The organism is Catonella sp. (assembly GCF_052173895.1).
GTDB lineage: Bacteria > Bacillota > Clostridia > Lachnospirales > Lachnospiraceae > Catonella.
On sequence record NZ_JBQMXS010000007.1, the window covers coordinates 29,128 to 52,653 of the forward strand.

General features: G+C 35.2%; 21 protein-coding genes. 1 reads left to right on the forward strand and 20 read right to left on the reverse strand.

Translation table 11 applies throughout. The annotated features are described in order from the left end of the window. Position 1: 1 nt before the first annotated feature. From nrdR to ACTTG8_RS02830, 13 genes are all read right to left on the reverse strand, one after another. Positions 2-457 (reverse strand): transcriptional regulator NrdR, encoded by a 456-nt coding sequence (gene nrdR / locus ACTTG8_RS02770; protein ID WP_442560598.1) that lies wholly within the window; start codon positions 455-457, stop codon positions 2-4. A 20-nt stretch (positions 458-477) separates the two neighbouring features. Then, on the reverse strand, positions 478-1,629 hold the full coding sequence (gene ftsZ, locus ACTTG8_RS02775) for a cell division protein FtsZ (protein ID WP_442560599.1): 1,152 nt from the start codon (positions 1,627-1,629) through the stop codon (positions 478-480). Between the two features lie 150 nt (positions 1,630-1,779). Further along, positions 1,780-2,493: a cell division protein FtsQ/DivIB gene (locus tag ACTTG8_RS02780; protein WP_442560600.1), complete on the reverse strand. Its 714-nt coding sequence runs from the start codon at positions 2,491-2,493 to the stop codon at positions 1,780-1,782. Between the two features lie 32 nt (positions 2,494-2,525). After that, a complete protein-coding gene (locus ACTTG8_RS02785) occupies positions 2,526-3,728 on the reverse strand; it encodes an FtsW/RodA/SpoVE family cell cycle protein (protein ID WP_442560601.1) in 1,203 nt (400 codons plus the stop codon). After that, positions 3,725-4,687, reverse strand: a complete 963-nt coding sequence (gene mraY, locus ACTTG8_RS02790; protein ID WP_442560602.1) for a phospho-N-acetylmuramoyl-pentapeptide-transferase — start codon at positions 4,685-4,687, stop codon at positions 3,725-3,727. The genes ACTTG8_RS02785 and mraY overlap by 4 nt, the downstream gene beginning before the upstream one ends. A 3-nt stretch (positions 4,688-4,690) precedes the next feature. After that, positions 4,691-6,628, reverse strand: a complete 1,938-nt coding sequence (locus ACTTG8_RS02795; RefSeq protein WP_442560603.1) for a peptidoglycan D,D-transpeptidase FtsI family protein — start codon at positions 6,626-6,628, stop codon at positions 4,691-4,693. A gap of 7 nt (positions 6,629-6,635) precedes the next feature. After that, the gene (locus ACTTG8_RS02800; protein ID WP_442560604.1) at positions 6,636-7,175 is read right to left on the reverse strand and encodes a hypothetical protein; all 540 of its coding nucleotides are present in this window, start codon (positions 7,173-7,175) and stop codon (positions 6,636-6,638) included. After that, positions 7,168-8,130 (reverse strand): 16S rRNA (cytosine(1402)-N(4))-methyltransferase RsmH, encoded by a 963-nt coding sequence (rsmH, locus tag ACTTG8_RS02805; protein ID WP_442560605.1) that lies wholly within the window; start codon positions 8,128-8,130, stop codon positions 7,168-7,170. Before rsmH ends, ACTTG8_RS02800 begins: the two co-directional genes overlap by 8 nt. Before the next feature lie 29 nt (positions 8,131-8,159). After that, a complete protein-coding gene (gene mraZ, locus ACTTG8_RS02810; RefSeq protein ID WP_442560606.1) occupies positions 8,160-8,594 on the reverse strand; it encodes a division/cell wall cluster transcriptional repressor MraZ in 435 nt (144 codons plus the stop codon). Positions 8,595-8,791: 197 nt separating this feature from the next. After that, a complete protein-coding gene (lgt, locus tag ACTTG8_RS02815; protein WP_442560607.1) occupies positions 8,792-9,667 on the reverse strand; it encodes a prolipoprotein diacylglyceryl transferase in 876 nt (291 codons plus the stop codon). 11 nt (positions 9,668-9,678) lie between these two features. Further along, positions 9,679-10,776: a redox-regulated ATPase YchF gene (ychF, locus tag ACTTG8_RS02820; protein WP_442560608.1), complete on the reverse strand. Its 1,098-nt coding sequence runs from the start codon at positions 10,774-10,776 to the stop codon at positions 9,679-9,681. A 182-nt stretch (positions 10,777-10,958) separates the two neighbouring features. Continuing rightward, a complete protein-coding gene (locus ACTTG8_RS02825) occupies positions 10,959-11,300 on the reverse strand; it encodes an arsenate reductase family protein (RefSeq protein WP_442560609.1) in 342 nt (113 codons plus the stop codon). Between the two features lie 2 nt (positions 11,301-11,302). Further along, on the reverse strand, positions 11,303-11,476 hold the full coding sequence (locus tag ACTTG8_RS02830; protein ID WP_442560610.1) for a chorismate--pyruvate lyase: 174 nt from the start codon (positions 11,474-11,476) through the stop codon (positions 11,303-11,305). A gap of 217 nt (positions 11,477-11,693) precedes the next feature. Between ACTTG8_RS02830 and ACTTG8_RS02835 the strand changes: the two genes are divergently transcribed. Next, positions 11,694-12,998, forward strand: coding sequence for a hemolysin family protein (locus ACTTG8_RS02835; protein WP_442560611.1), 1,305 nt, complete (start codon positions 11,694-11,696; stop codon positions 12,996-12,998). A 53-nt stretch (positions 12,999-13,051) separates the two neighbouring features. Here the strand turns inward: ACTTG8_RS02835 and ACTTG8_RS02840 are convergent, their stop codons facing one another. From ACTTG8_RS02840 to rnc, 7 genes are read right to left on the reverse strand one after another with little or no spacing between them, the layout of a single operon-like run. Next, positions 13,052-14,536 (reverse strand): SpoIID/LytB domain-containing protein, encoded by a 1,485-nt coding sequence (locus tag ACTTG8_RS02840; RefSeq protein WP_442560612.1) that lies wholly within the window; start codon positions 14,534-14,536, stop codon positions 13,052-13,054. A 12-nt stretch (positions 14,537-14,548) separates the two neighbouring features. After that, positions 14,549-16,345, reverse strand: coding sequence for an arginine--tRNA ligase (gene argS / locus ACTTG8_RS02845; RefSeq protein WP_442560613.1), 1,797 nt, complete (start codon positions 16,343-16,345; stop codon positions 14,549-14,551). 10 nt (positions 16,346-16,355) lie between these two features. Continuing rightward, positions 16,356-17,033: a tRNA (N6-threonylcarbamoyladenosine(37)-N6)-methyltransferase TrmO gene (gene tsaA / locus ACTTG8_RS02850; RefSeq protein WP_442560614.1), complete on the reverse strand. Its 678-nt coding sequence runs from the start codon at positions 17,031-17,033 to the stop codon at positions 16,356-16,358. After that, entirely contained in the window at positions 17,033-18,253 is a 1,221-nt protein-coding gene (gene ilvA, locus ACTTG8_RS02855) for a threonine ammonia-lyase (RefSeq protein ID WP_442560615.1), read from the reverse strand. Before ilvA ends, tsaA begins: the two co-directional genes overlap by 1 nt. A gap of 11 nt (positions 18,254-18,264) precedes the next feature. Then, a complete protein-coding gene (ftsY, locus tag ACTTG8_RS02860) occupies positions 18,265-19,191 on the reverse strand; it encodes a signal recognition particle-docking protein FtsY (protein WP_442560616.1) in 927 nt (308 codons plus the stop codon). A 17-nt stretch (positions 19,192-19,208) separates the two neighbouring features. Beyond that, positions 19,209-22,769 (reverse strand): chromosome segregation protein SMC, encoded by a 3,561-nt coding sequence (gene smc, locus ACTTG8_RS02865; protein WP_442560617.1) that lies wholly within the window; start codon positions 22,767-22,769, stop codon positions 19,209-19,211. Then, complete coding sequence (gene rnc, locus ACTTG8_RS02870; protein WP_442560618.1) at positions 22,760-23,485, reverse strand: ribonuclease III; 726 nt, start codon at positions 23,483-23,485, stop codon at positions 22,760-22,762. Before rnc ends, smc begins: the two co-directional genes overlap by 10 nt. Positions 23,486-23,526: the final 41 nt, after the last annotated feature.

The window sequence follows — 23,526 nt, forward strand, 5'->3', positions numbered from 1 at the left end:
ATCACTCCTTTATCAATAACTTTTCTAATTCACTTTTAAATGTGTTCACATCCTTAAATTCCCTGTAAACAGATGCAAATCTCACATAGGCAACCTGATCTAACTCTTTCAGCCTCTCCATAACTATTTCGCCTATTTCAGAACTTGAAATCTCCTTAACTCCTTTATTAAATATAGCATTTTCTATATCTTCTACACAAGAATTAATATCTTCAATCGGAACAGGCCTCTTATGGCAGGATCTGAATACTCCTGATTCAAGTTTAGAACGATCATAATTCTCCCTCGTCAAATCTTTTTTTATTACAGCTAAGGGCAAAGTTTCTACTTTTTCATAAGTTGTAAATCTCTTATTGCAACTTTCACAATTTCTTCTTCTCCTTATAGCTGAATTATCATCCGAAGGCCTTGAATCTATCACTTTAGTATCTTCATTACCACAAAATGGACATTTCATCCCTTACCTCCAAGCAAGGATTATTTTTTTCTCTTAAAAATAAATTCCGGAATTTCTATTTCTGTATTACCTATATCATTACTCTCTTTCTGCTCATTCTTGTCAACAGCCCTTGCACTCTGCCTTGATAATGAAGTAGCTGAACTTCTTCCTGTGCCAAGCCTTGACTGCAAAGTTCTCCTTGAATTTTCTGTTGCAGCAAGTTTTCCATTATTATTCAATCCTGTTGCAATTACAGTAACAGTAACCTGATCTTTACATTCTGCATCATATTTTGAACCGAAAATAAGGTTGATATCATTATCCATTCCAATCATTTCCCTAACATAATCAGATGCATCGTTAACATCGTACATTGTTACATCTCCATAGAAGTTAATAAGCAAGTCTGTTGCACCTTCAATACTTATGTCAAGAAGAGGACTTTCAGCTGCAATCTTCACAGCATCAATACAACGGCTGTCGCCTGTGCCTACTCCTATTCCTATATGTGCGAGTCCCTTGTCCTTCATAACAGTACTTAAATCTGCAAAGTCAAGGTTTACATCTAACTTATTATATATAATATCCGTAATACCTTGTACTCCCTGTCTTAATACCTCATCTGCCTTTGCAAAAGCTTCAGGCTGAGTAGTTCTTCTATCCATAATCTCAAGAAGTTTTTCATTCTTAATAACAATTAGGGTATCAACTACCTCGCTCATCTTCGCTATACCACCTTCAGCATTCTTTGCCCTTCTAGAGCCTTCAAAATTAAAAGGCATGGTAACAACACCCACCGTAAGGATTCCCATTTCTCTAGCAATTGCAGCTACTACCGGTGCAGCACCTGTTCCGGTTCCTCCACCCATTCCACAAGTAACAAAGATCATTTCAACACCTTTAAGTGCCGCTGCAATGTCTTCTCTATTCTCTTCCGCTGCCTTCTCTCCCACCTCAGGCTTAGCTCCTGCACCAAGACCTTTTGTAAGTTTCTCTCCAATCCTTATACAGGTAGGAGCTTTACAAGATAACAACTGCTGGTTGTCTGTATTAATACAGATAAATTCCACTCCTGAAACTCCGTCACTAATCATCCTGTCAACTGCATTGTTTCCGGCACCGCCAACTCCTACTACAATTATTTTACAAGCACCTGATTCCCTCTGATTTTCACCTTTTATCTCTAACAAAATCTTTTCCTCCTACGAATTTGTCATATCCGACATCAATCTTAAGCATCTGATTGTATGACACAAAATCCCATGTAATCACTACAATAAAATATCCCATTCAATAATATAACATTATATTCAAAATAATCAAGTTATTTTTATAACTTTTCATAATTTATCTGCTTCAAAAATTACTCTTTGTCTGGTCTCTGAAAAATCTTCCATATGTAAAGTTCCTTTCATCCCCTCTGTTTTCGGCAATAATTCAGCTAAATTTGATATTTCTGTATCAAAATGTTTTTTCTTACCAAGTATAATCTTAATATCTTTATAATATAGCCTTACTGCCATATTTTTTTCAAATTCTATTTTATCCACAGCCAAATTATATTTTTTTATTAGCTGAGTAAGATTAAGAGTCAGTTCAAAAACTTCATCAGTCTTGGTAGATATCGGCTTGTTAAATACCGCTACATCATATTCTATTCCCTTTACAATAGGAACATTCTCTCTCTTTTCTGTAATACTTCCAACCATAATCCCATCTTTATCAAAACAGATATATTCACCCATGTATGGAAGACAACCTACAACTTCTTTTTCTATAATACCAACTGTTAAGTTATGGAATCCCTCTAAATCTACTTCAATTTCATCAACAAATGGAATTCTAATTTCTTCACCATACTTAATCCTCAGATATGTAAGTATTGTATTACCCCCAACATAATATTTGGTTAATTCTTTTTTAATCTTATCATCTGTATAATATGTATTCCCCTTTACACTCACCTCCTCAAGTTTAGAAACCACAACAATTCCTACAGCTATTATTATAAGGACAATAATCATAAAAATTACTATTTTAATCTTCTTACGCATATATTCTCCTAATTATAGTTTCAAGGTTTTTGTTAAATATTTCTTGGACTCAGTCGATTAATATATTTTATCTGCCAGGATATATTCAAAAAAATGCCTATTTCTATTAGCATAAATACTATACCACTTCCACCAAAACTAATAAACGGAAGTATTACACCTGTAGACGGTATTACACTAGTAACAACAAGCACATTCAGAATTACCTGTATTCCTATCTGCGACATTATCCCAACTCCCAGTAAAGCACCGAATCTATCTCTGGCATTCATTATCACAATCCACATTCTATGGAGTATAAGTGCAAAAATCACTATAATCGCAATCCCACCAAAAATTCCAAATTCTTCACATATAATAGTAAAAATCATATCATTATAGGCTTCCGGAACTCGTCCATACTTCTGCTCACTCCCTCCAGGACCTTTTCCAAACAAGCCACCTGATGCAATTGCATAAAGTCCCTGTAATATCTGCTGTCCTTTTTCACTGTTTTCAACATTTTCCCATATTTCCAAACGAGTACTTCTATATCCTCCGGTAAAAGTTACATATAAGTAAGCCGATACCACTGCAAGCGCACCTAATAAAATATAAGGAGATATCCATTTAGAATTAGTAAACAAAATTAATCCGTATATGCCTGAAACTATTATTCCTGCACTAAGATTTTCCACTGCAATAAAGATAATAAGCGGAGTTACTGCAAATATATCTAAGAATAATTTACTAAATTTAACCTTATCCCTTGAAACTTTTGCACAAGTATATGCTCCAAATATTATAACAACAAACTTTGCAAGTTCCGAAGGCTGAAATCTCATTATTCCGATGTTAAGCCATCTCCTGGCACCATTATTAACCGGTGTAAAAAAACTTGTATATGCCTGTAATAGTGTCATTCCAAATAACATCACTCCAGGCTTTGATAAAATAAAATACTCTATATTTGTGGCATTTCGAATAAACTTAGGAAAAGGGATTTTAAAACTCTTTAATAGCTTTTTATAATTATTTAACGAAAAACAAAGCATCAAAAACAAGCCAACTCCTATTGCCTCAAGCTGTCTTCTAAAAAAATATGTAGATTCAAGATTCTTGCTTTTTGCAATATATGCACTTGCACTATAAATAATTATAAGTCCCATAGCACAGGCAAAAAGCACAAGATAAACAATATTCCAGTCATAATATATAAATACATTTTTTTTCTTAGTTTTACTTTTTTTACTCATAATGCAATAAATCCTATAAAACACATTATTATAGTTACGACAGCAAACATTGCCACAACCCTTGTTTCTTCAAAGCCTGAAAGTTCAAAATGATGATGAATAGGCGACATCTTAAATATCCTTTTGCCATGTGTAAGTTTAAAATAACTTACCTGAATCATTACTGATAATATTTCAGCAAGATATATAAAGGCTATTATTATTATAAATAATGGAATTTTAAGCATAAATGCCTCTGCAGCTACAAATCCACCTAAGGCAAGCGAGCCTGTATCTCCCATAAATACCTTTGCAGGATAGGTATTAAATATCAAAAATCCAAGCAAAGTACCTATCATTATCATTGCTGTATCAGAAACATTTGAGCCTACTTTTATAGAAAGTGCCGCAAAAAACATTGCAATTATAAGTGTAACTGTTGTTGCAAGTCCATCCAGACCATCTGTAAAATTAGCCCCATTCACCGTACCTAGGACTGTAACAAATACAAAAGGCACAAATAAAATTCCCAATTCCCATGCAACACTGCCACCTGTAAATGGCACTATAATTTTAGTAAGCTCAGGATAATTTTTAAGAATCAGATAGGTAAATACTGCTGTAACTATAATTTGCAATCCCAACTTCTGCCATGCCCTAAGTCCTAAAGAGCGTTTCATAGCAAGTTTTATATAATCATCTAAAAATCCAATAAATCCAAATCCAACAGTTAATAAAATAATAGGAAATAATTCCGTCTTATTAGCAGCACAAGCAACACCTACCAATGTAAATACTGCAAGCATCACTATCCCACCCATAGTCGGTGTTCCAACTTTTTTTAGATGACTCTCAGGCCCTTCTTCCCTTACAAACTGTCCAAACTTCATTTTATGAAGAATTGGAATAAAAATAGGACATAAAATCACAGTAAGTATAAATGAAATAAATGCAGGTAAAAATATCTTTAACGAAAACATTCTCTACTTCTCCTTAGTCTTTTCAGGATAAATACCAAGTACCCTAAATACTTTCTCTGTTACCTCTCTTGCTAACAAAGATGCCGCTCCACTAGTAGACTGATCCTCAACACTTGGCTGATCCACTACTACATAGACCACAGCTTGTGGATTATCATAAGGAGCACATCCTATAAAAGATATTACGTAGTTAGTATCAGATCTGACAGTCATTCCATTTTCAACATCAAGTTTTTGTGCTGTTCCAGTCTTTCCTGCCAATTTATAGCCTACTGACTTAGCCCTAAATCCTGTACCATCTTCAACTGTCTTATATAGAGCCTTTCTTATAAATTCTGATGTTTCTTTTGTAACAGTTTTCTTCATAATAACCGGCTCTATTTTTTCAACTGTCATTCCATCATCATTAACAAATTCTTTTGCTAAGTGAGGCCTATAGTAAATTCCTCCATTTATCAATGATGAAAAACTCGCAACCATTTCTATCATTGTTACTGAAACTCCCTGTCCAAAACTACTGGTTGCTAATTCTACCGGATTTAACTGATCTTCTTTATACGCTAAGCCGACAGTCTCTCCGGGAAAATCTATTCCCGTCTTACTCCCTATTCCAAACAATTCCTGATACCTTGCAAACTCTTTTCTTCCAAGTTTACTTACAATCTGCATCATTACATCATTACATGATTTTTCAAGGCTCTCTGATAGCGTTATCTTCCCATGCCCTTCTCTTTTTACACAGTGAATCTTTCTGTCCATTACATTCTCAAATCCATCACAGACAAAAGAATCTTTCTTATCAATTATATCCTTTTCCAAGCAAGCTGCAACTGTAAATGGTTTAAAAGTTGAACCCGGTTCAAATATATCACTTACACAATAGTTTTTCCAGCGTCTGCTGAGTTCCTCTAATTTCTTATTTTCATCCATCCCCTCTATTTCTTGCTGACTAAAAAAAGCACTCAAATCTCTCGGATTATTCAAATCATACCCTTTATCAGACGCCATAACATAAATTTCTCCGTTATTAGGATTCATAATTATAATTCCTACATTTTTGGCCTGTTCTCGTTTCTGATAGTCTGCTATTATATCTTCTGTCAGTTTCTGAGCATCCGAGTCTATTGTTGTGATTAGATTTAATCCATTTTTCGCCTCTATTTCTGTCTCTTCTATCTCCATATTAGCATTGAAATAGCCATATCTTACCCCATTTTTGCCATTTAGTTTAGTATTATAATACCCTTCAAGTCCCCATTCTGCATAATCTCCTGAATAAGCAAAACCAACGACATTACTTGCTACGCTATTTAACGGATAAGTTCTTTTATAATATCCTTCAAAATTATATCCCACTACCCTATTTTTCTTTGTTTCTTCTTTTTCTGCATCAGTATTTCTTGCATTAAATTTAGTTGCTGCTGATATGAACCTATCTCTTTCGTCATAGGTCACTTCTTTTTTTATAATCTGATACATTGATGATGGATTCTCAGATATAATCTTATTTAATTCATCCACTGCAATATTGAAATAATCACTTATAAGCTTTACTGTAGCATCTCTGTAAATATCTTCTTTTTTTAATATAATTGCAGGCTCTAATACAAGGTTATAAACTAAAACAGATTTTGCAAGAGCCACTCCTCTTCTATCTGATATGTCTCCTCTTTTAGAGATAATAGGATTGCTGTTGTAAGTCTGCTGTTTGAGATATTTTTTTTTATATCCGTCACCTTTCCCATAAGCTACCGATATTACAGCTAATATTATAAATATAAAGCCACCTGTAAAAATTAAACCTGTAAACCTGACTTTGGTCTTAAACTTAATTCCTCTAGCAATAAATACTAAAAACTTATATACTAAAAGTGCAAGTAAGCTCGGTTTTTTCTTCTTCCTTCTTCTGCCCCTACTTGAATTATTAGTTCTTTCCGACATTTTTCTCCTATCTCGCATTTACCAATCTTAAAACTCTATCAATAATGCCGATATCCTCATTACCTTTTAAAGCACCATATTGCCTTACATATCCGTTAGTCACACTCTTATATAATATAATCTGATTTTCATAAGGATAGACCATGCCATATTTTTCTATTGCTATCTTTCTTATGTTTTCCAAATCTATATTACTATATAAAGTATTTTCAATATTATCATTGGCAATTTTAATGCTGTTTAACTCACTGTTAAGATTTCTAGTCTCCATTTCAGTCTGTTTTATTTCATTATACACTTTAACATATCCCACACAAACCAATACAAGAATTACTGCTGCCAACATTAGACCTACAAAACTAAAAAAGTCAATTGAAGGAGCATATTTTAAATCTGCATATTTTATATGTTTCGGCTTATGCTTTTTTAATTTCTGTGGTGACCTATTAGGAAGTTCTCTCCTTTTAGGAAGTGCTGAATTCCTAGTACTTAAAGCCATAGAACCATTTGTCAGATTCCTGTTTCTTACATTCATTCTTTCATTCATTGCTTTCCCTCCTTCTGACAAAAATTCTAAGCTTAGAACTTTTTGATCTTGGATTCCTTTCCATTTCTTCATCAGCCGGTACTATCGGCTTTCTTGAATTTACAAATCCCTTTGACTTATTACCACAAACACATATCGGAAAATTAGGTGGACAGGTGCAAGGTGATTCTGCTTTTTTAAATGCATACTTAACCAACCTGTCTTCTAGAGAATGAAAGGTAATCACTGCCATTCTTCCTCCATCTGAAAGCTGGTCTATCATTCCTTCTATAGACTCTTCCAACACGCTCAGTTCCCTATTTAACTCTATCCTTATAGCCTGAAAGGTACGCTTAGCAGGATGTCCTCCGGTAAGCCTAAACTTAACAGGAATTGCAGTTTTGATAATATCTGCCAGTTCACCTGTGGTTTCAATAAGCTTTGTATCTCTAAATTTCACTATTTGTGCAGCTATTTTTGCTGCGAACTTATCTTCACCATAATCCCTTATTATCTTGGTAAGTTCAGCCTGACTATAATTATTAACAATGTCCTTTGCTGTCTTTTCCTGTCTCGTATCCATCCTCATATCAAGCACAGCATCTTCCATATATGAAAATCCTCTATCAGCTGTATCTAACTGATAGGAAGAAACTCCTAAATCAAGAAGTATACCATCTACCTGCCTTATTCCAATACTCTGAAGAACACTGACCATCTGAGCATAATTACTTCTTACTACTGTAACCCTGTCAGCAAACTCGGATAATCTTTCTGTAGCTGCCCTTATTGCCGCCTCATCCTGATCAATGCCTATAAGTCTGCCTCCGGCTGTGAGCCTTTTTGCTATTTCATAAGAATGACCACCTCCACCAAGAGTACCATCTACATATATTCCATTTGGCTTGATATCAAGTCCGTCTATAACCTGATTAAGCATTATAGGAATATGCTTAAAGTTAAAATCCTCATTCATAAAACATATTCCTCCTTTCAATCAGTCTGTCACATAAAATTTAAGTTAAACTCTGCCATCTGTTCGGCAATTTCATCAATCTCTCCAAATTCCGAATTATTCTTATCCCAGAGTTCTTTATCCCACAGCTCTATTTTTCCCATCATTCCAACTATCACAATATTTTTATCAATATTGGCTCTTTCCCTAAGCATTGCCGGAATTAAAGTCCTTCCCTGCTTATCTACTTCACTTTCTACAGCAGCTGCAAGAAAATATCTCTGCAATTCTCTACTCTTCTTTCCACTAGGCAGATTATACAACTGTTCTAAAAAGCTCTCCCATTTTTCCATAGGATAAATATAGAGACAGCCATCAAGTCCAAAAGTAATAATGAACTTCTCCCCAAGCTCCTCTCTAAATTTGGAAGGGATAATTAATCTGCCCTTATTATCTACTATATGTTCATAAGAACCTGTAAACATAAGAACACCACCCTTCCCTTTTAAACCACTTTATGTGATATACAAACCACTTTGCTCCACTTTTTTCAATATTTTATTATAAATTAAAACTTTTTTCAATAATACACATGTTCTGTTATTCGCCTTTTAAATCAAAAAAAGTCCTCAATCCCTTGATTTTACTAGGTTTTGAAGACTTTATTCTTATCAAATAATATTTATTTTTTTTTATTTTTTTTTAACAAGACCCTATTATATAAGATTATTAATACACTTGTGGTAAATAAAAACAGTGCAAGCATCTGAGATACAGCTATTCCCGAACTGCCTATTGTAAGCTGATCCGTTCTAAGCCCTTCTATAATTGCTCTGCCAAGTCCATATCCTCCCATATAAATTAGGAATATTTCTCCACCAAATTTTTTGTGCCTCGTGTATAAAAGTATTATTACAAGAAGGCACAAGTTCCAAACAGATTCATACAAAAATGTAGGATGAACCTGTATAAACCCCACATATCCGCCTTCTTCAGCCATTTCAAGCATTTTTCTTGTTATTGCATTTTGATTGACATCATAGGTAGAAAGTCGCATCGCAAGAAGGCTATCAGTATAATCTCCGAAAGCCTCTCTATTAAAAAAATTCCCCCATCGTCCTATTATCTGCCCCGTAAGAAGTCCGGCACAGGCTGTATCTGCAAGTAAGGTAAACTTAATCTTTTTTATTTTAGAGTAAACAAAACCTGTAACTATACCACCTATTACTCCCCCATAAATAGCAAGTCCCCCTGCCCTCAGATTAAATATTTGGACAATGTCATCTTTATAATCATCCCATGAAAATACTACATAGTATATTCTCGCACCAATTATGGATATAATAACTGCATACATAGCAAAATCAAGATACATTTCCTTATCCTGACCGGTTCTTATTGCCTGAAAGCTGGCAACAATATAGCCTAAAGCTATACCAAATCCTATTATTATTCCATAAAATGCTATGTCAAATCTTCCGAATATCGAGATACTCTTAGGAAGATTTTCAATCATTATCCCAAGGTTTGGAAAAGAAATCGCATCTAAAGCAAACATAGGCTCTCTCCTTATACATTAAATCTGAAAAGAACTATATCTCCGTCATTCATAACATATTCCTTGCCTTCACTTCTTACAAGCCCCTTTTCTTTAGCTGCCACCATACTTCCACAAGCTATAAGATTGTCGTAACTTACCACTTCTGCTCTGATAAATCCACGCTCAAAATCTGTATGAATCTTTCCTGCTGCCTGAGGAGCCTTAGTTCCGGCTGTTATAGTCCATGCCTTAGTCTCCATCTCACCAGCTGTAATATAGCTTATAAGACCAAGTAGCTTATAACTGGCTTTTATAAGTTTCTCAAGTCCTGATTCAGAAAGACCTAAGTCCTCCAAAAAGCTCTTTTTATCCTCATCATCAAGCTCTGATATTTCCTGTTCTATCTGCGCACATACTACAAATACCTCCGAGCCTTCTTTTAGGGCTATATCTCTTACTTCTTTTACATACTGATTGTTTGCTCCATCATCAGCTAAGTCGTCATCCTTTACATTTGCTGCATAAATTACAGGCTTTGCTGTAAGAAGATTGTATTCAGCAAAGAACTTTTCCTCATCCTCATCTTCTCTTTCAAAAGCCTTTGCAAGATTACCGGTTTCAAGAAATGCCATCAATCTTACTATCATATCAAGTTCTTTTTTGTATATCTTGTCTGCACTTACAGACTTAGCTACCCTGCTTTTTCTTCTTTCGAGCACTTCTATATCAGCAAATATGAGTTCCAGATTGATAGTTTCTATATCTCTTGCAGGAGAAATAGAGCCTTCTACATGGATAATATTGGTATCCTCAAAGCACCTTACAACATGGACTATAGCATCCACCTCTCTTATATTTGCAAGAAACTGGTTACCAAGCCCTTCTCCCTTAGATGCTCCCTTTACAAGACCTGCTATATCTACAAATTCAATTGCAGCAGGCACTATTCTTCCTGAATTATGCATCTTACCAAGTACATTTAGACGTTCATCAGGTACTGCAACCACTCCTACATTTGGATCAATGGTACAGAAAGGATAGTTGGCTGACTCTGCTCCTGCCTTGGTTAATGAGTTAAATAATGTACTTTTGCCTACATTTGGAAGTCCTACTATGCCTAATTTCATAATTCTATAATTCCTCCTTAAAACCCTTATTTAATCGGGTTTTTATTATTATTTTTAATGTTGGTGTTACATCTAGTGTTACATATGTCTTTATTTATATATTTTTTAATTTTAACATAAGGATTATGTTTTTTCAATCTCACAAGTTTTAACATTCTTTTATATTTTTGTTAACTTTCCCCTTATTCCCAAGTCTTCCATACCTCCGGTTTGTAGCCAAGAGTGGACTGCTTGCCATTTCTTACAATTGGAGTCTTAATTACCTGTTGACTTTCAAGAATAGTTGTAAGCTTATCTTCATCTGCAATATTCTTTATAAGTGCAAGCGCATCCTTATCCTTTGCATCGGGGTTTAACATATTATCCACCCCTCCATTTTTCTCAGCAACAGAGATAAATTCTCCCTTGCTCATCCCTTTTTCTTTCATATCTACAAACTGATACTTTATTCCTCGCTCTTTAAAATAACGCTCAGCCTTTTTAGTATCGTTACATTTCTTAGTTCCAAAAATCTGTATATTCATAATCAATTCTCCAATATATATTCAAACATTTCATATCTTAACTTACTGCCTTCTGTAATCTCTAAAGGCAGTAAAGCCCTTGCTACAAGCTTAATATCATCTGACTCAATATCTGTTCTCCTTAGATTTGCATAATCACCGTCTATACTTACCACTTCATAATACCAGATTTCCATTATTTTCTCCTCATCTAATATTGATATAACCTAAAGTATACATTTCATATCTAAAAGTATCAATACAAAATATGAGTTTTACACATACGCATACCAAAATAGCTCATTGTTTTTAATGTCTAAGCCTTACCCCCTCTTGACAGAAACCCTCTATTCATGTATGATAAAGAGGTATTTTTATACACTTTATTATTTTTACAGCTAAGGAGATGATGATTTGGACCCCAGTGACGCGATAAATATTATCGTGCTTTTTATTCTAATTCTACTTTCAGGATTTTTTTCATCAGCGGAAACTGCAATAATTTCTGTAAATAAGATTAAAATTCGTTCTATGGTAGAAGAAAATGTTAAAAATGCTGCTCTTGTAGCACAGATTACTGATGACTCAAGAAGATTTATCAGCACCGTACTTATCGGTAATAATATTGTAAATATATCTGCTTCTGCCCTTGCAACAACCTTTGTTGCAAAAGTTTTTGGCAATATATACATAGGTATCGGAACAGGTATTCTCACCCTTTTAATACTTGTGTTTGGTGAGGTATTACCTAAGACAATTGCAACTATGTATTCGGAGAGTATAGCACTTGCCTATGCACCAATACTTATAGTTATAATGAAAGTTTTTATTCCACTTGTTTTTCTTCTAAATATTATATCCGGCACTCTACTCAAGCTCTTTGGTATCGATCCTGACATAAATACTTCCGGAATTACTGAAAACGAGCTATTAACCTATGTGGAGGTAAGCCATGAAGAGGGTATAATTGAAAATGAAGAAAAAGAAATGATAACCAATGTGGTGGATTTTGGTGACTCACTTGTAAAAGATGTAATGGTACCAAGAGTTGATATGTGCCTTATAAGTGATGACATAAGTTACGATGAACTTCTATCTGCTTTTGAAGAAGATAAATACTCAAGACTTCCTGTTTATCAGGAAAATGTTGATAATATTATTGGTATTGTTTACTTGAAGGACGTAGCTTTTTATAAGGGAGATAAAAAAGATTTTAAGATTGATTCAGTCCTTCGTCCTGCAAACTTTACCTACGAATTTAAAAAGACCTCAGAACTGCTTATAGAAATGAGAAAGGCTTCTCTTTCTATGTGTGTAGTATTGGATGAATACGGTTCTGCAGTAGGACTTATTACTCTTGAAGATTTGCTTGAGGAAATCGTGGGGGATATTCGTGATGAATATGACGAAGACGAAGTTGATGATATAGTACAATTAGATCAGGATGAATTTATGGTACTCGGCTCTACAAGGCTTGAAGATTTTAACGATTTCTTTGGTACCGAATACAATTCAGATGATTATGATTCTATTGCAGGAAAACTTATTGAACTTTTTGAGAGGTTGCCTGAAAAAGGAGATGCTATTACAGATGGCCTGCTCTCTTTTCTGATAGAATCCATAGACCACAGAAGAATAGAAATAATCAAAGTAAGAAAGCTTCCAAATGCTGAAGACAGTTCTGATTATGCCGAAACTGATTTCGGAGAAACTACATAATAATATAATACATTAAAAAAGCGTAACAAAATTTGATTTTTTGTTACGCTTTTTTAATGTACTTCAACCCCTGTGAAATAATGCATTATTATTTTTTTATAGCCGTAGCCTGCCTCGGCCATACCTCTTGCCCCCGATTGACTAAGCCCTACTCCATGTCCATAGCCACTTCCTGAAAAAATAAAATCCCCTTTAACTGAATCTTCATTCCAACCACTTAAGTTTCTTACAAAATCAGAGGCAGTATAAATTTTTATTTTTGTACTATAAAGATTAAATGCCTTTCTGATTTCCTGCTTTTTTAAGACAAGATTTCCAAGACTTCCGGTAACTTTGACCACAAGAGCCCTTCCTGACTTAGAACGCCTTATAACCTTTATTGCCTCTATGTTTCCAATCTTCTTTCCCTTAATTGCCTCATAGCTTTTTAGCATAGCTGAAAGCTGATACTTTGTAAATCCCATCTTCCATGGCTTTTTTTCAGGTTTATTTTCATACCTGTCAGGCACAGCCCTAAGCCAGTGCTTTTTACCTCCCCATACATTTTCCGAATCCTCTGTATAACCGCCTGAAGTTGAAAAATAAGTAGTTTTTACAACCCTGTTTTTATATGTAACAAATTCATTTTCGGTATCCTTCACTGCCTTGTCAGTTTCTTTAGTTTCAACCTTCATCCCTCCATAAGACTGATGAGAAATTGTATTGGTAAGCTTATATCCTTTTTTTATATCACTGTCCGAACCAAAACCCGAAACTGCTGCCCCAAAACTTCTTGCACATACTGCCTGAGCCTTAAGCGCTGAAATATGCCAAGTATGATTCATTTCCATAGGAACCGAGCCTCTGATATAGTCCTCAAGATTTATTACATTTACAGGCGTTACCCCACTTTTTCCGTAAGTTCCTATCTCAATTCTCCCTCTGTACCTGTTTTCTCCCTCTACAGATACTCCTTCAGCCTTGTTTACAGCCTCAAACTGAGAGTTTGCCCCTGCCTCATCCACATCTACAAGAAATTTACTGCTGCCAATTGTAACAGCCAATAAATATTTACTGCTTTTATTTTTTAATTTCATCGAATATACATCATTGGTATTCAATACATTTTCAGTAGAATAGACATCATAAAGTTTCCAAACTCCCCTGTTATTTCTGTCAAGCCCTACCAAAGCCGGAACTACAGTTAAAGACTTTTTGGAAGCCCTAAGACTTGCAGCCTCCGAAGCAGCCTTAGAGAAAGACGGAAAGCTTCCTCCATATACATTATAGCTACCATAGGCTCTAGAAATACTTATCCCCTTATTGCCTCTTAATATATCAGTTGGATAATAATTATCTTCCTTAGAAAATCCTATTTTAATAGCCTGATTATCAATGCTTATCGAAGTCTTATTAAAATATTCCTTTGTAAGTCCAACTCTCACCATATTTTGTCCTTCTGATACAGCAGCATTTAAAAATTGGCTGTCTTTATAAAAGACAGCCTCAAAAATGAAGATAAATATTAATAATTTAACTATTATTCTTCCTTTTTTCATTATATCACCATTTTACATACGTTCCGGAGCATCTATACCAAGTAAATCAAGGCATTTTACTATTATCTTCTCAGTTATATAAGACAGTTTAAGCAGAGAATATTTTCTATCCTCATCCTGTTCATTAAGTATATGGTTCTCATGATAAAATGCACTGAAACAATTTGCCATTTCATAAATATATGCACATACCTTATGTGGTGCAAACTCTGTTGCAGCCAAATCTATCATATCAGAGAACTTTGCTATAACAAGTTCAAGATTTCTCTCTGACTCCGTTACACTTTTAACAATCTTTTTATCCACAAAAAACTTATCCAGTTCAGCCTTTGTAATACCCTTTTCTGATATAAATTTATCCAAAATTGAACGTATTCTTACCACTGTATACTGGATATATGGACCTGTATTTCCTTCAAAGGAAGCAAATCTGTCCAAATCAAATATATAGTCCTTACTTGCCTGATTTGACAAATCTCCGTATTTGAGGGCAGCCAGTCCAACCTGTCTGGCGACCTTATGCTTAACTTCTTCGTCCATGTCCCTGTCAGACATTTTTATTTCTACTTCTTCGGTTATTTCTGAAATAAGTCTCTCAAGCCTCATAACTCCACCTTCTCTTGTCTTAAAAGGCTTGCCGTCTTTACCATTCATAGTACCAAAACCTAAGAAGGTAAGGTTTAAATTCTCAGGTGCAATTCCTGTCTTCTTTGCAGTTCTGAATACCTGTTCAAAATGCATTTCCTGTCTTTTGTCAACAACATAAAGTATATCAGTTGGGTTAAAAAGCTTAACTCTTTCTACTATTGTAGCAAGGTCAGTTGTGCTATAAAGTGATGCTCCATCTGATTTGAGGATAATGCAAGGAGGTACTTCCTTTTTATCATCTTCTCTTGTAACATCCACTACCAATGCACCCTCACTCATATGTGCAAAACCATCAGCCTTCATTTTTTCTACCATATCCGGTATATAGGCTTGTGCATCACTTTCCTTCTTCCAAAGATCAAAACTTACATTTAAGTTGTCATAATTTTTCTTAAGGTCTGCCACAGATACTGATAAAATATGATTCCAGAGTGCTATGTAGCCTCTGTTTCCACTCTGCAAAAGTGCGGTAGCAGAAAGTGCCTCATTTCTATACTCTTCATCTTCCTTTGACTTCGCTGAGGCTGTTGGGTAAATTTCTTCAAGCTCACCTATGGTAAATGGTGCCTCTTTTGGATACTCTCCTGTAAAACCTTCATCAAAGTATACAAGTTCAGGGTTTCTATGCTTAACCTCAGTAATTATAAGTCCCATCTGAAGTCCCCAATCACCAAGGTGTACATCTCCTATTACTTCATTTCCTGCAAATCTTTCTATTCTCTTTATGCTTTCACCTATGATTGCAGAACGAAGATGCCCTATATGTAGAGGTTTAGCTACATTAGGACCACCGTAGTCAATAACTATTTTCTTAGGATTACCTTCATTTTCATATCCAAAGCTCTCGGTCTCTCCCATTTTATTTACATAGTCTGCCAAATATTCGTCTTTAAGTGTGAGATTGATAAAACCCGGCTTAACTACTTCTATTTTCTCAAATATCCTGCCTTCTTCAGAGAGTTTCAGTTTATCTGCCACTTCATTTGCTATATCAAGAGGTGCTTTTTTATACTCCTTAACCGCTGCCATCGCACCATTACACTGATACTGGCAAAGGTCAGGACGGTTTGAGATGCCTACCATTCCATATTTCTTATCATAACCTAAACTTACAAAAACCTTCTCTACAGTTTCCTTTATTACTACCGAAATCTTCTTCATTATATCTCTCCTAATCAATCACATCATCAATATTTATTACCTTAAGTATATTATTAATAACTCTAAATTTAATCTCATAATTAGCAAAAAACATTCCATAAATCCTATCTTCATCCTCTTGCTGATATGAAGGTCTTGGATCTTGTTTAAGCACTTTTATCAAAGTTTCTCTTTTCTCCCCGATTACCTTAGTTAATTCTTCTTCCGGTATTTCAACTTCTAAAATATGCTTTTTAGTAATTTCTGTATAACCGGCCAGTGCATCCATGTGGCAATCCGCATATGGCAGATAAGGCTTAATATCATAAATTGGCGTTCCATCTAACAAGTCAGCCCCTCCAACCGTAAGTACAGGCCCTTCCTCAGTATTTTCTATAGAAAGCAGTTTCACACTCGAAAGCCCTATAGGGTTTGGTCTATATGGTGCTCTTGTTGCAAAAACTCCAAGATGCTCATTTCTTGGAAGTCTTGGCGGTCTTACACTTGCTCTGAAAGTATCTGTGACTGTTTCTGAAAACTTCCAAATAAGCCAAATATAATTAAAGCCCTCTAAGCCTCTGAAAGCATCTATATTACGATATTCAGGCTCAAAATATATCTTTGCTGTCAATTCTTCTACCAAACCACTCTGCCTTGGTATTCCAAATTTTTCTTTGAAATCAGTATGTATTCTACCAATTATCTTCATCAGTTAAGACTTCCTTTAGCCTGTACTTCTTTCGGCTTATAGCCTTTTTTACCAAGTCCGTCTATTATTTCTTTCTTATGCTCCATTCCATAAGATTCCATAGTAATTATAAGCTCCACAGCAGCATTTCTATTTATATTTACAAACTGATTATGCTCAAGTCTTATTACATTACCCTTTAACTCTGCTATTACCTCAGATACCCTTGCAAGTTCACCCGGACGGTCAGGAAGAAGAACCGATACAGTAAATATCCTCCCCCTCTGCCTAAGTCCATGCTGAACCATAGAAGAAACAGTAATTATATCTATATTTCCTCCACTAATAATACAAACTATTTTTTTGCCTGTAACACCAAGCTTACCAACTGCTGCCACTGTAAGCAGACCTGAGTTCTCCACTACCATCTTATGATTTTCTATCATATCAAGAAAATTTAAGGTAAGTTCTTCATCATCTATTGTAATTATATCATCAACATTTTCTTTAATATAAGGGAAGACATTTGTTCCGGGAGTTCTTACAGCAGTACCGTCAGCTATTGTTTCTACTTTCTTAAGGCTTACTACCTTTCCTTCTTTAAGTGATGCCTTCATACAGGCAGCTCCTGACGGTTCTACTCCTATCACCTTAATCTTAGGATTAAGCATCTTTGCAAGGGTTGAAACTCCTGCACAAAGCCCTCCCCCTCCAATAGGCACAAGTATATAATCTACCGTAGGAAGTTCTTTAATAATTTCCATAGCTATAGTTCCCTGTCCCATAGCCACTATCTCGTCATCAAAAGGATGAATGAAGGTCATTCCATCTTCTTTAGCAAGCTTTAAAGCATAGTCACAAGCCTCATCATAGATATCACCATGTAGAATTACTTCTGCACCATAAGACTTAGTGCGGTTTACCTTTATTAGCGGAGTTGTTGTAGGCATAACCACTATTGCCTTCACACCGAAAAGTTTAGCTGCATAAGCCACTCCTTGTGCATGATTACCTGCTGAGGCTGTAATAAGCCCTCTATTCCTTTCTTCTTCTGAAAGAGTACTTATCTTATAATAAGCTCCCCTTACCTTATAAGCTCCTGTATACTGCATATTTTCAGGTTTAAGATATACCTTATTACCGCTTTGAGTTGAAAAATATTCACTATATACGAGTTTTGTAGGACTTACAACCTTTTTCACTGCCTCGGCAGCCTCTTCAAATTTCTCAAGTGTTATCATAAATAATCACCTCATTCTTCCTTCAAACTTACCTCAAATAGTGCCTCCACAAACTGCTCCGCATCAAACTTTTGCAAATCCTCTATCTTTTCTCCTATTCCTATGTACTTTACGGGAATACTAAGCTCAGACTCAATAGCTATTGCTATCCCCCCCTTGGCTGTTCCGTCCAGTTTAGTAAGTACAATTCCATTTACAGGTGCTGCCTCAGAGAACTGCCTTGCCTGTTCTTTTGCATTCTGTCCGGTAGTTCCATCAACTACTACAAGGGTTTCTATTATTGCATCAGAATATTCCTTCTCAATTATCCTATATATCTTATTTAATTCATCCATAAGATTCTTTTTATTGTGCAGTCTTCCTGCAGTATCGCAAATAAGTACATCCACATTACGAGCTTTTGCTGCATTTACTGCATCAAATACAACTGCAGCCGGATCGCTGCCTTCTTTCTGTGCAATAAGTTCTACATCTGAGCGTTTTGCCCATTCTGTAAGCTGTTCTATCGCACCTGCCCTAAATGTATCTGCAGCCGCTATAAGTACTTTTTTACCCGAACTCTTAAGCTGACTGGCAAGCTTTCCTACAGATGTAGTCTTACCCACCCCATTTACACCTATCATAAGCACTACAGATTTTTTATTTTCAAAATCATAAGCATCGGGTTTTACCTTCATCTGTTCCTTAAGGCTGTCCATCAGATGTTTTTTACAATCTACAGGATCTTTTATCTTAAGTTCCTTCACCTTAACTTTCAGGTTCTCTATAACCGAAGTAGTAGTACTTATACCAAGATCTGCCATTATAAGTGTTTCTTCAAGTTCTTCATAAAAATCATCGTCTATAATATCATGCCCTGTGAAAATATTTGAAACACTGTTCATTATATTGTTTCTTGTCTTTGTAAGACCTTCTGCAAGTTTACTGAAAAATCCCATATTTCACCCTTCTTTCTTTACTTGATATCAGCATCTATAAGATTTACTGAAACCATTGTAGATACACCTTTTTCTTGCATTGTTATTCCATATAGCATATCTGCTGCATTCATTGTTCCTCTTCTGTGGGTAATAACTATGAACTGCGTATTCTTTGTAAGTTTATGTAAATAATCTGCAAACCTTGTTACATTTGAATCATCTAAAGCCGCTTCTATCTCATCAAGCAAACAAAATGGTGAGGGTTTCAGATTTTGGATTGCAAACAAAAGTGCTATGGCTGTAAGAGACTTCTCTCCACCCGAAAGTTGCATCATGTTCTGTAATTTTTTACCCGGAGGCTGTGCTATAATCTTTATTCCTGCTTCTAAAACATCTTCTCCTTCAGTCAACTCAAGCCTTCCTTTACCTCCTCCAAAAAGTTCTGCAAAAGCTAAGTCAAACTGTTCATTTATATCCTTGAACCTTTCATCAAACTGCTCTCTCATTCTTCGGTCAAGTTCATCTATTATCGCCCTTAGAGCATCCTCCGCCTTTACTATGTCCTCTGCCTGAGTTTTCAGCAATTCATATCTTTCGCCTACTTCCTTATACTCTTCTATCGCTCCGACATTTACATTCCCTAACTCTCTTATAAGGTTTTTCTGAGTATTAATCAGCTTTTTTAGTGCGAAACTCGTATATTCTGCATCTAATTCAAGCTTATTTTTAACAGCTTCTGAATAGGTTATTCCGTATTCGGCAAAGATATAATCCACCATAGTTTCAAGACTTGCATCAGCCTTTTCTATAATGCTTTCAAGCCTATATATTTCCTTATCAAGTTTTGACCTTAATTCAGCTATTTCTTCACGCTTATCAAAAAATGATTTATAGCTTGTAGAAATTTCTTCCTTTTCTGCAATAAGAATCTTTCTATTATTTTCAGAAACCTCTATTTCTTCCCTCAAGCTATCTATGCTTTTTAATAACACCTCTACACCCTCAGATTTTTCTTTAAGAGCGAGCTTTAGTTCTAATCCCAGCTTTTTCAACTCTTCAATCTCTGCATCTGCTAAGGTTCTCTCTTTATTTATCCTTTCCAAACTTTCATTTACAAAGTTTTTCTCCGTAGAAATGGTACTTTCAGTTATTTTTATCTGATTTATCTCTTCATTTATACTGTTTATCTCACTTACAGTATCTTCAAGGCTTTTAATGAGGCTGTCAAGCTCAGAATCTTCTTCCTGAATATTTCCATCCTCATTTATTATCTTATCAAGCTGTTCTACTTCTCTTTCTGCAATATCTCTTTCCTTATCAAGGTTTGTACCGTCAAGCCTGATTTCATTCAGAGCCTGCTCCACCTCTGCAATTCTTCCCTCTAACTGCTTCATATTATTCTGCTCAGTCTTTAGACTTACCCTTATTTCTGAGATATTATCTTTATAAATAGATGCACTGTTTTTTGCCTCATTAATAGCTACCCTAATGTCTTCTACTGCTTTTTTTAATTCATTATATTCTTTTTCAAGCACCGACAAACTCTCTTTTTTTTCCTCAATTTCCCTTGCTCTTCCCAAAAGATTGCTTGTATTTCTAAATGCTCCTCCTGAAATAGATCCTCCGGGATTTAGTTGTTCTCCATCCAAAGTAACTATTCTTAATGAATATCTGTACTTTCTTGCTATTTTAACTGCATAATCCATATTCTCTGCTACAAGAGTACGCCCTAAAATATGGTTTACAAGCCCTGCATACCTAGGTTCAAACTCAACAAGCGAAGAGGCAACTCCTACTATACCCTCTTCATTTAATGCACCTCCAAAGTTTCCCGGATTGTGCAATGTCATTGCATCTAACGGAAGAAATGTAGCTCTACCTAACTTATTTTCCTTTAACCAGATTATTGTACGCTTTGCCGTCACTTCTTTATCTGTAACTATATTTTGTATAGCTCCACCCATAGCCGTTTCTACAGCTGTCTCATATTTTGGCTTAACCTTCACAATATCGGCCACTACACCAATAATTCCATTTTCTTCTTTTCTATGTTCCATTACTCGCTTTACTGCATTACCATATCCATCATACTTTTCAGCCATGTTCATAAGCGAGCTTAGCAGAGCCTTACTTGAAAGCATTTCTTTTTGTTTTTCTGAAACCTCTTTATCCTTTGCCAATCTCTCCTTAGTCAGACGCTCTATTGATTCTTGTGCATCCGTATATGCCATTTCCAATTTTGCAAATTGTTCTGTCAGCTCCTCAATTTTTCCTGTTGCTTCATTATATTGAGCATTAAGACTATCACTAATTTCTTTATTTCTAAGAATTTTCTGATTGATTTCAAGTCGCCTTATTTTATGCTGTTCCAAATTTGACTTATAAAGTTCTATTCTTCCTTTAGCCTCAGCTCTTAACTTTTCTCTTCCGGCCTTTTCATTAAGTTTTATATCTCTTTTATTTTCTATCTCAATTTTAAATGATAACTTTTCAGTTAGTACTGATTTTAATACAGTATCTTCAGATAAAAGTTTTTCTTCCCTTCTATCCAATTCCTGTATTTTAAGCCTAATACCTTCTTCCTCTTTTACAGTTCCTTCAAGTTTATCTTCAGCCTGTTTAATTCTTGCCTCATTATCTTCTAAGTTCTTATTTATAGAACTAATCTGTTCTTTTATAAGTTTAAGCTCACCCTCAGCCTTTTCATTTTCAACCTGTTTAGCTGAAATAATCTTTACAGCCTCATCTATCAAAACGGTTTTTTCATTTAATAACTGCTCCAGCTGTTCATATTCTTCCTTAATATCATTGTATGAAGACTCTGCATCTTTAAGATTACCTTCTGCCAAAATCTTATCTGATTCTGCCTTTGTCTTTGATTCAGCTATGTTATCATATTCATTTATAAAATTGATTATTTCATATTTTCTAAGTTCATCCCTATATCCAAGATATAACTTAGCTGTTTCTGCTTGCTTAGAAAGTGGTCCAATCTGCCTTTCAAGTTCGGACATTATATCCTTTACTCTGGCTAAATTAGCACTCTCCTCTTCAAGATTTTTTATAGACTCAGCTTTTCTCTTTTTAAACTTAGTTATTCCAACTGCCTCATCAAAAAGCTCCCTCCTATCTTCAGGCCGTCCACTTATAATCTTTTCTATCTGCCCCTGCCCTATAATCGAATAACCTTCCTTGCCTATGCCTGTATCAAGAAAAAGTTCACTTATATCTTTTAATCTACAACCATGACCGTTTATTAGATATTCACTTTCACCTGAACGATACACCCTTCTTGCAACTGTTACCTCTTCATAATCAATAGGCAGTACTTTATCCGAATTATCTATTGTGATTGCAACAAAAGCAAAACTCTGGGCCTTTCTGATTTCAGTACCTGAAAATATAACATCTTCCATCTTCGAGCCTCTAAGCTGTTTTGCACTCTGCTCGCCTAAGACCCATCTTACAGCATCAGCCACATTACTCTTTCCACTGCCATTAGGTCCGACTATACCTGTAATACCATCTTTAAAAGAAAATACTATTTTATTAGCAAAGGATTTAAAACCTTGTATTTCTACACTTTTTAAATACATAAGCCTCCCTCGCCTCTTTCAGCTTTTAATTTTAAAATACCATTATAGGCCGCAACCTGCTCTGCCGCCTTCTTTGTATGTCCTTCACCAATACCATACTCTTTATCATCAATATAAACTGCTTCCCTAAATTTTTTATCATGGTCAGGACCATATTCATCAATAAGTTTATAGCTAATAATTCCAATATTTTCACTCTGTACCATTTCCTGAAAGATAGTTTTACTATCAAAAAAGAGTTTTTTATTCTCAACATCATTTAATATATGTTTTTCAATGAACTCTTTTGCATTAGTAAGACCACCGTCAAGGTAAATAGCTCCGATAAGTGCTTCCATCGCATCCGAAAGTATAGAGTCCCTATTTCGTCCCCCTGTCATTGCTTCACCATGCCCCAAAAGCAAATATTCATATAGCTTTATTTCCCTTGCTGAATAAGACAGTGATGCCTCACATACAAGTCCTGCACGAAGTTTGGTAAGCTCCCCCTCCTGCATCTCTTTATATCTTCTAAACAAATATTCGCTTGTGATAAGCTCCAAAACGGCATCACCCAAAAATTCCATTCTCTCATTGCAATCAGACTTTGTAAGATGCTTTTCATTCACAAATGAACTATGTGAAAACGCATTGACAAGAAGTTTTCTATCCTTAAATGAATAGCCTATAATCTTTTCTATTTTCTCTGCCTTTTCAGGTCTAATAAATAAATTCAAGCTCATTCCCCTTTCATAAGTAGAATGTCAAAATAGTTAGC

Coding starts and splice junctions, on each gene's coding strand:
- nrdR (WP_442560598.1), bottom strand. CDS start 457: ATGAAATGTCCATTTTGTGGTAATGAAGATACTAAAGTGATAGATTCA.
- ACTTG8_RS02780 (WP_442560600.1), bottom strand. CDS start 2,493: ATGCGTAAGAAGATTAAAATAGTAATTTTTATGATTATTGTCCTTATA.
- ACTTG8_RS02785 (WP_442560601.1), bottom strand. CDS start 3,728: ATGAGTAAAAAAAGTAAAACTAAGAAAAAAAATGTATTTATATATTAT.
- mraY (WP_442560602.1), bottom strand. CDS start 4,687: ATGTTTTCGTTAAAGATATTTTTACCTGCATTTATTTCATTTATACTT.
- ACTTG8_RS02795 (WP_442560603.1), bottom strand. CDS start 6,628: ATGTCGGAAAGAACTAATAATTCAAGTAGGGGCAGAAGAAGGAAGAAG.
- ACTTG8_RS02800 (WP_442560604.1), bottom strand. CDS start 7,175: ATGAATGAAAGAATGAATGTAAGAAACAGGAATCTGACAAATGGTTCT.
- rsmH (WP_442560605.1), bottom strand. CDS start 8,130: ATGAATGAGGATTTTAACTTTAAGCATATTCCTATAATGCTTAATCAG.
- mraZ (WP_442560606.1), bottom strand. CDS start 8,594: ATGTTTACAGGTTCTTATGAACATATAGTAGATAATAAGGGCAGATTA.
- lgt (WP_442560607.1), bottom strand. CDS start 9,667: ATGTTTGCTTTAGATGCGATTTCTTTTCCAAACCTTGGGATAATGATT.
- ychF (WP_442560608.1), bottom strand. CDS start 10,776: ATGAAATTAGGCATAGTAGGACTTCCAAATGTAGGCAAAAGTACATTA.
- ACTTG8_RS02825 (WP_442560609.1), bottom strand. CDS start 11,300: ATGAATATACAGATTTTTGGAACTAAGAAATGTAACGATACTAAAAAG.
- ACTTG8_RS02830 (WP_442560610.1), bottom strand. CDS start 11,476: ATGGAAATCTGGTATTATGAAGTGGTAAGTATAGACGGTGATTATGCA.
- ACTTG8_RS02840 (WP_442560612.1), bottom strand. CDS start 14,536: ATGAAAAAAGGAAGAATAATAGTTAAATTATTAATATTTATCTTCATT.
- argS (WP_442560613.1), bottom strand. CDS start 16,345: ATGAAGAAGATTTCGGTAGTAATAAAGGAAACTGTAGAGAAGGTTTTT.
- tsaA (WP_442560614.1), bottom strand. CDS start 17,033: ATGAAGATAATTGGTAGAATACATACTGATTTCAAAGAAAAATTTGGA.
- ilvA (WP_442560615.1), bottom strand. CDS start 18,253: ATGATAACACTTGAGAAATTTGAAGAGGCTGCCGAGGCAGTGAAAAAG.
- ftsY (WP_442560616.1), bottom strand. CDS start 19,191: ATGGGATTTTTCAGTAAACTTGCAGAAGGTCTTACAAAGACAAGAAAC.
- smc (WP_442560617.1), bottom strand. CDS start 22,769: ATGTATTTAAAAAGTGTAGAAATACAAGGTTTTAAATCCTTTGCTAAT.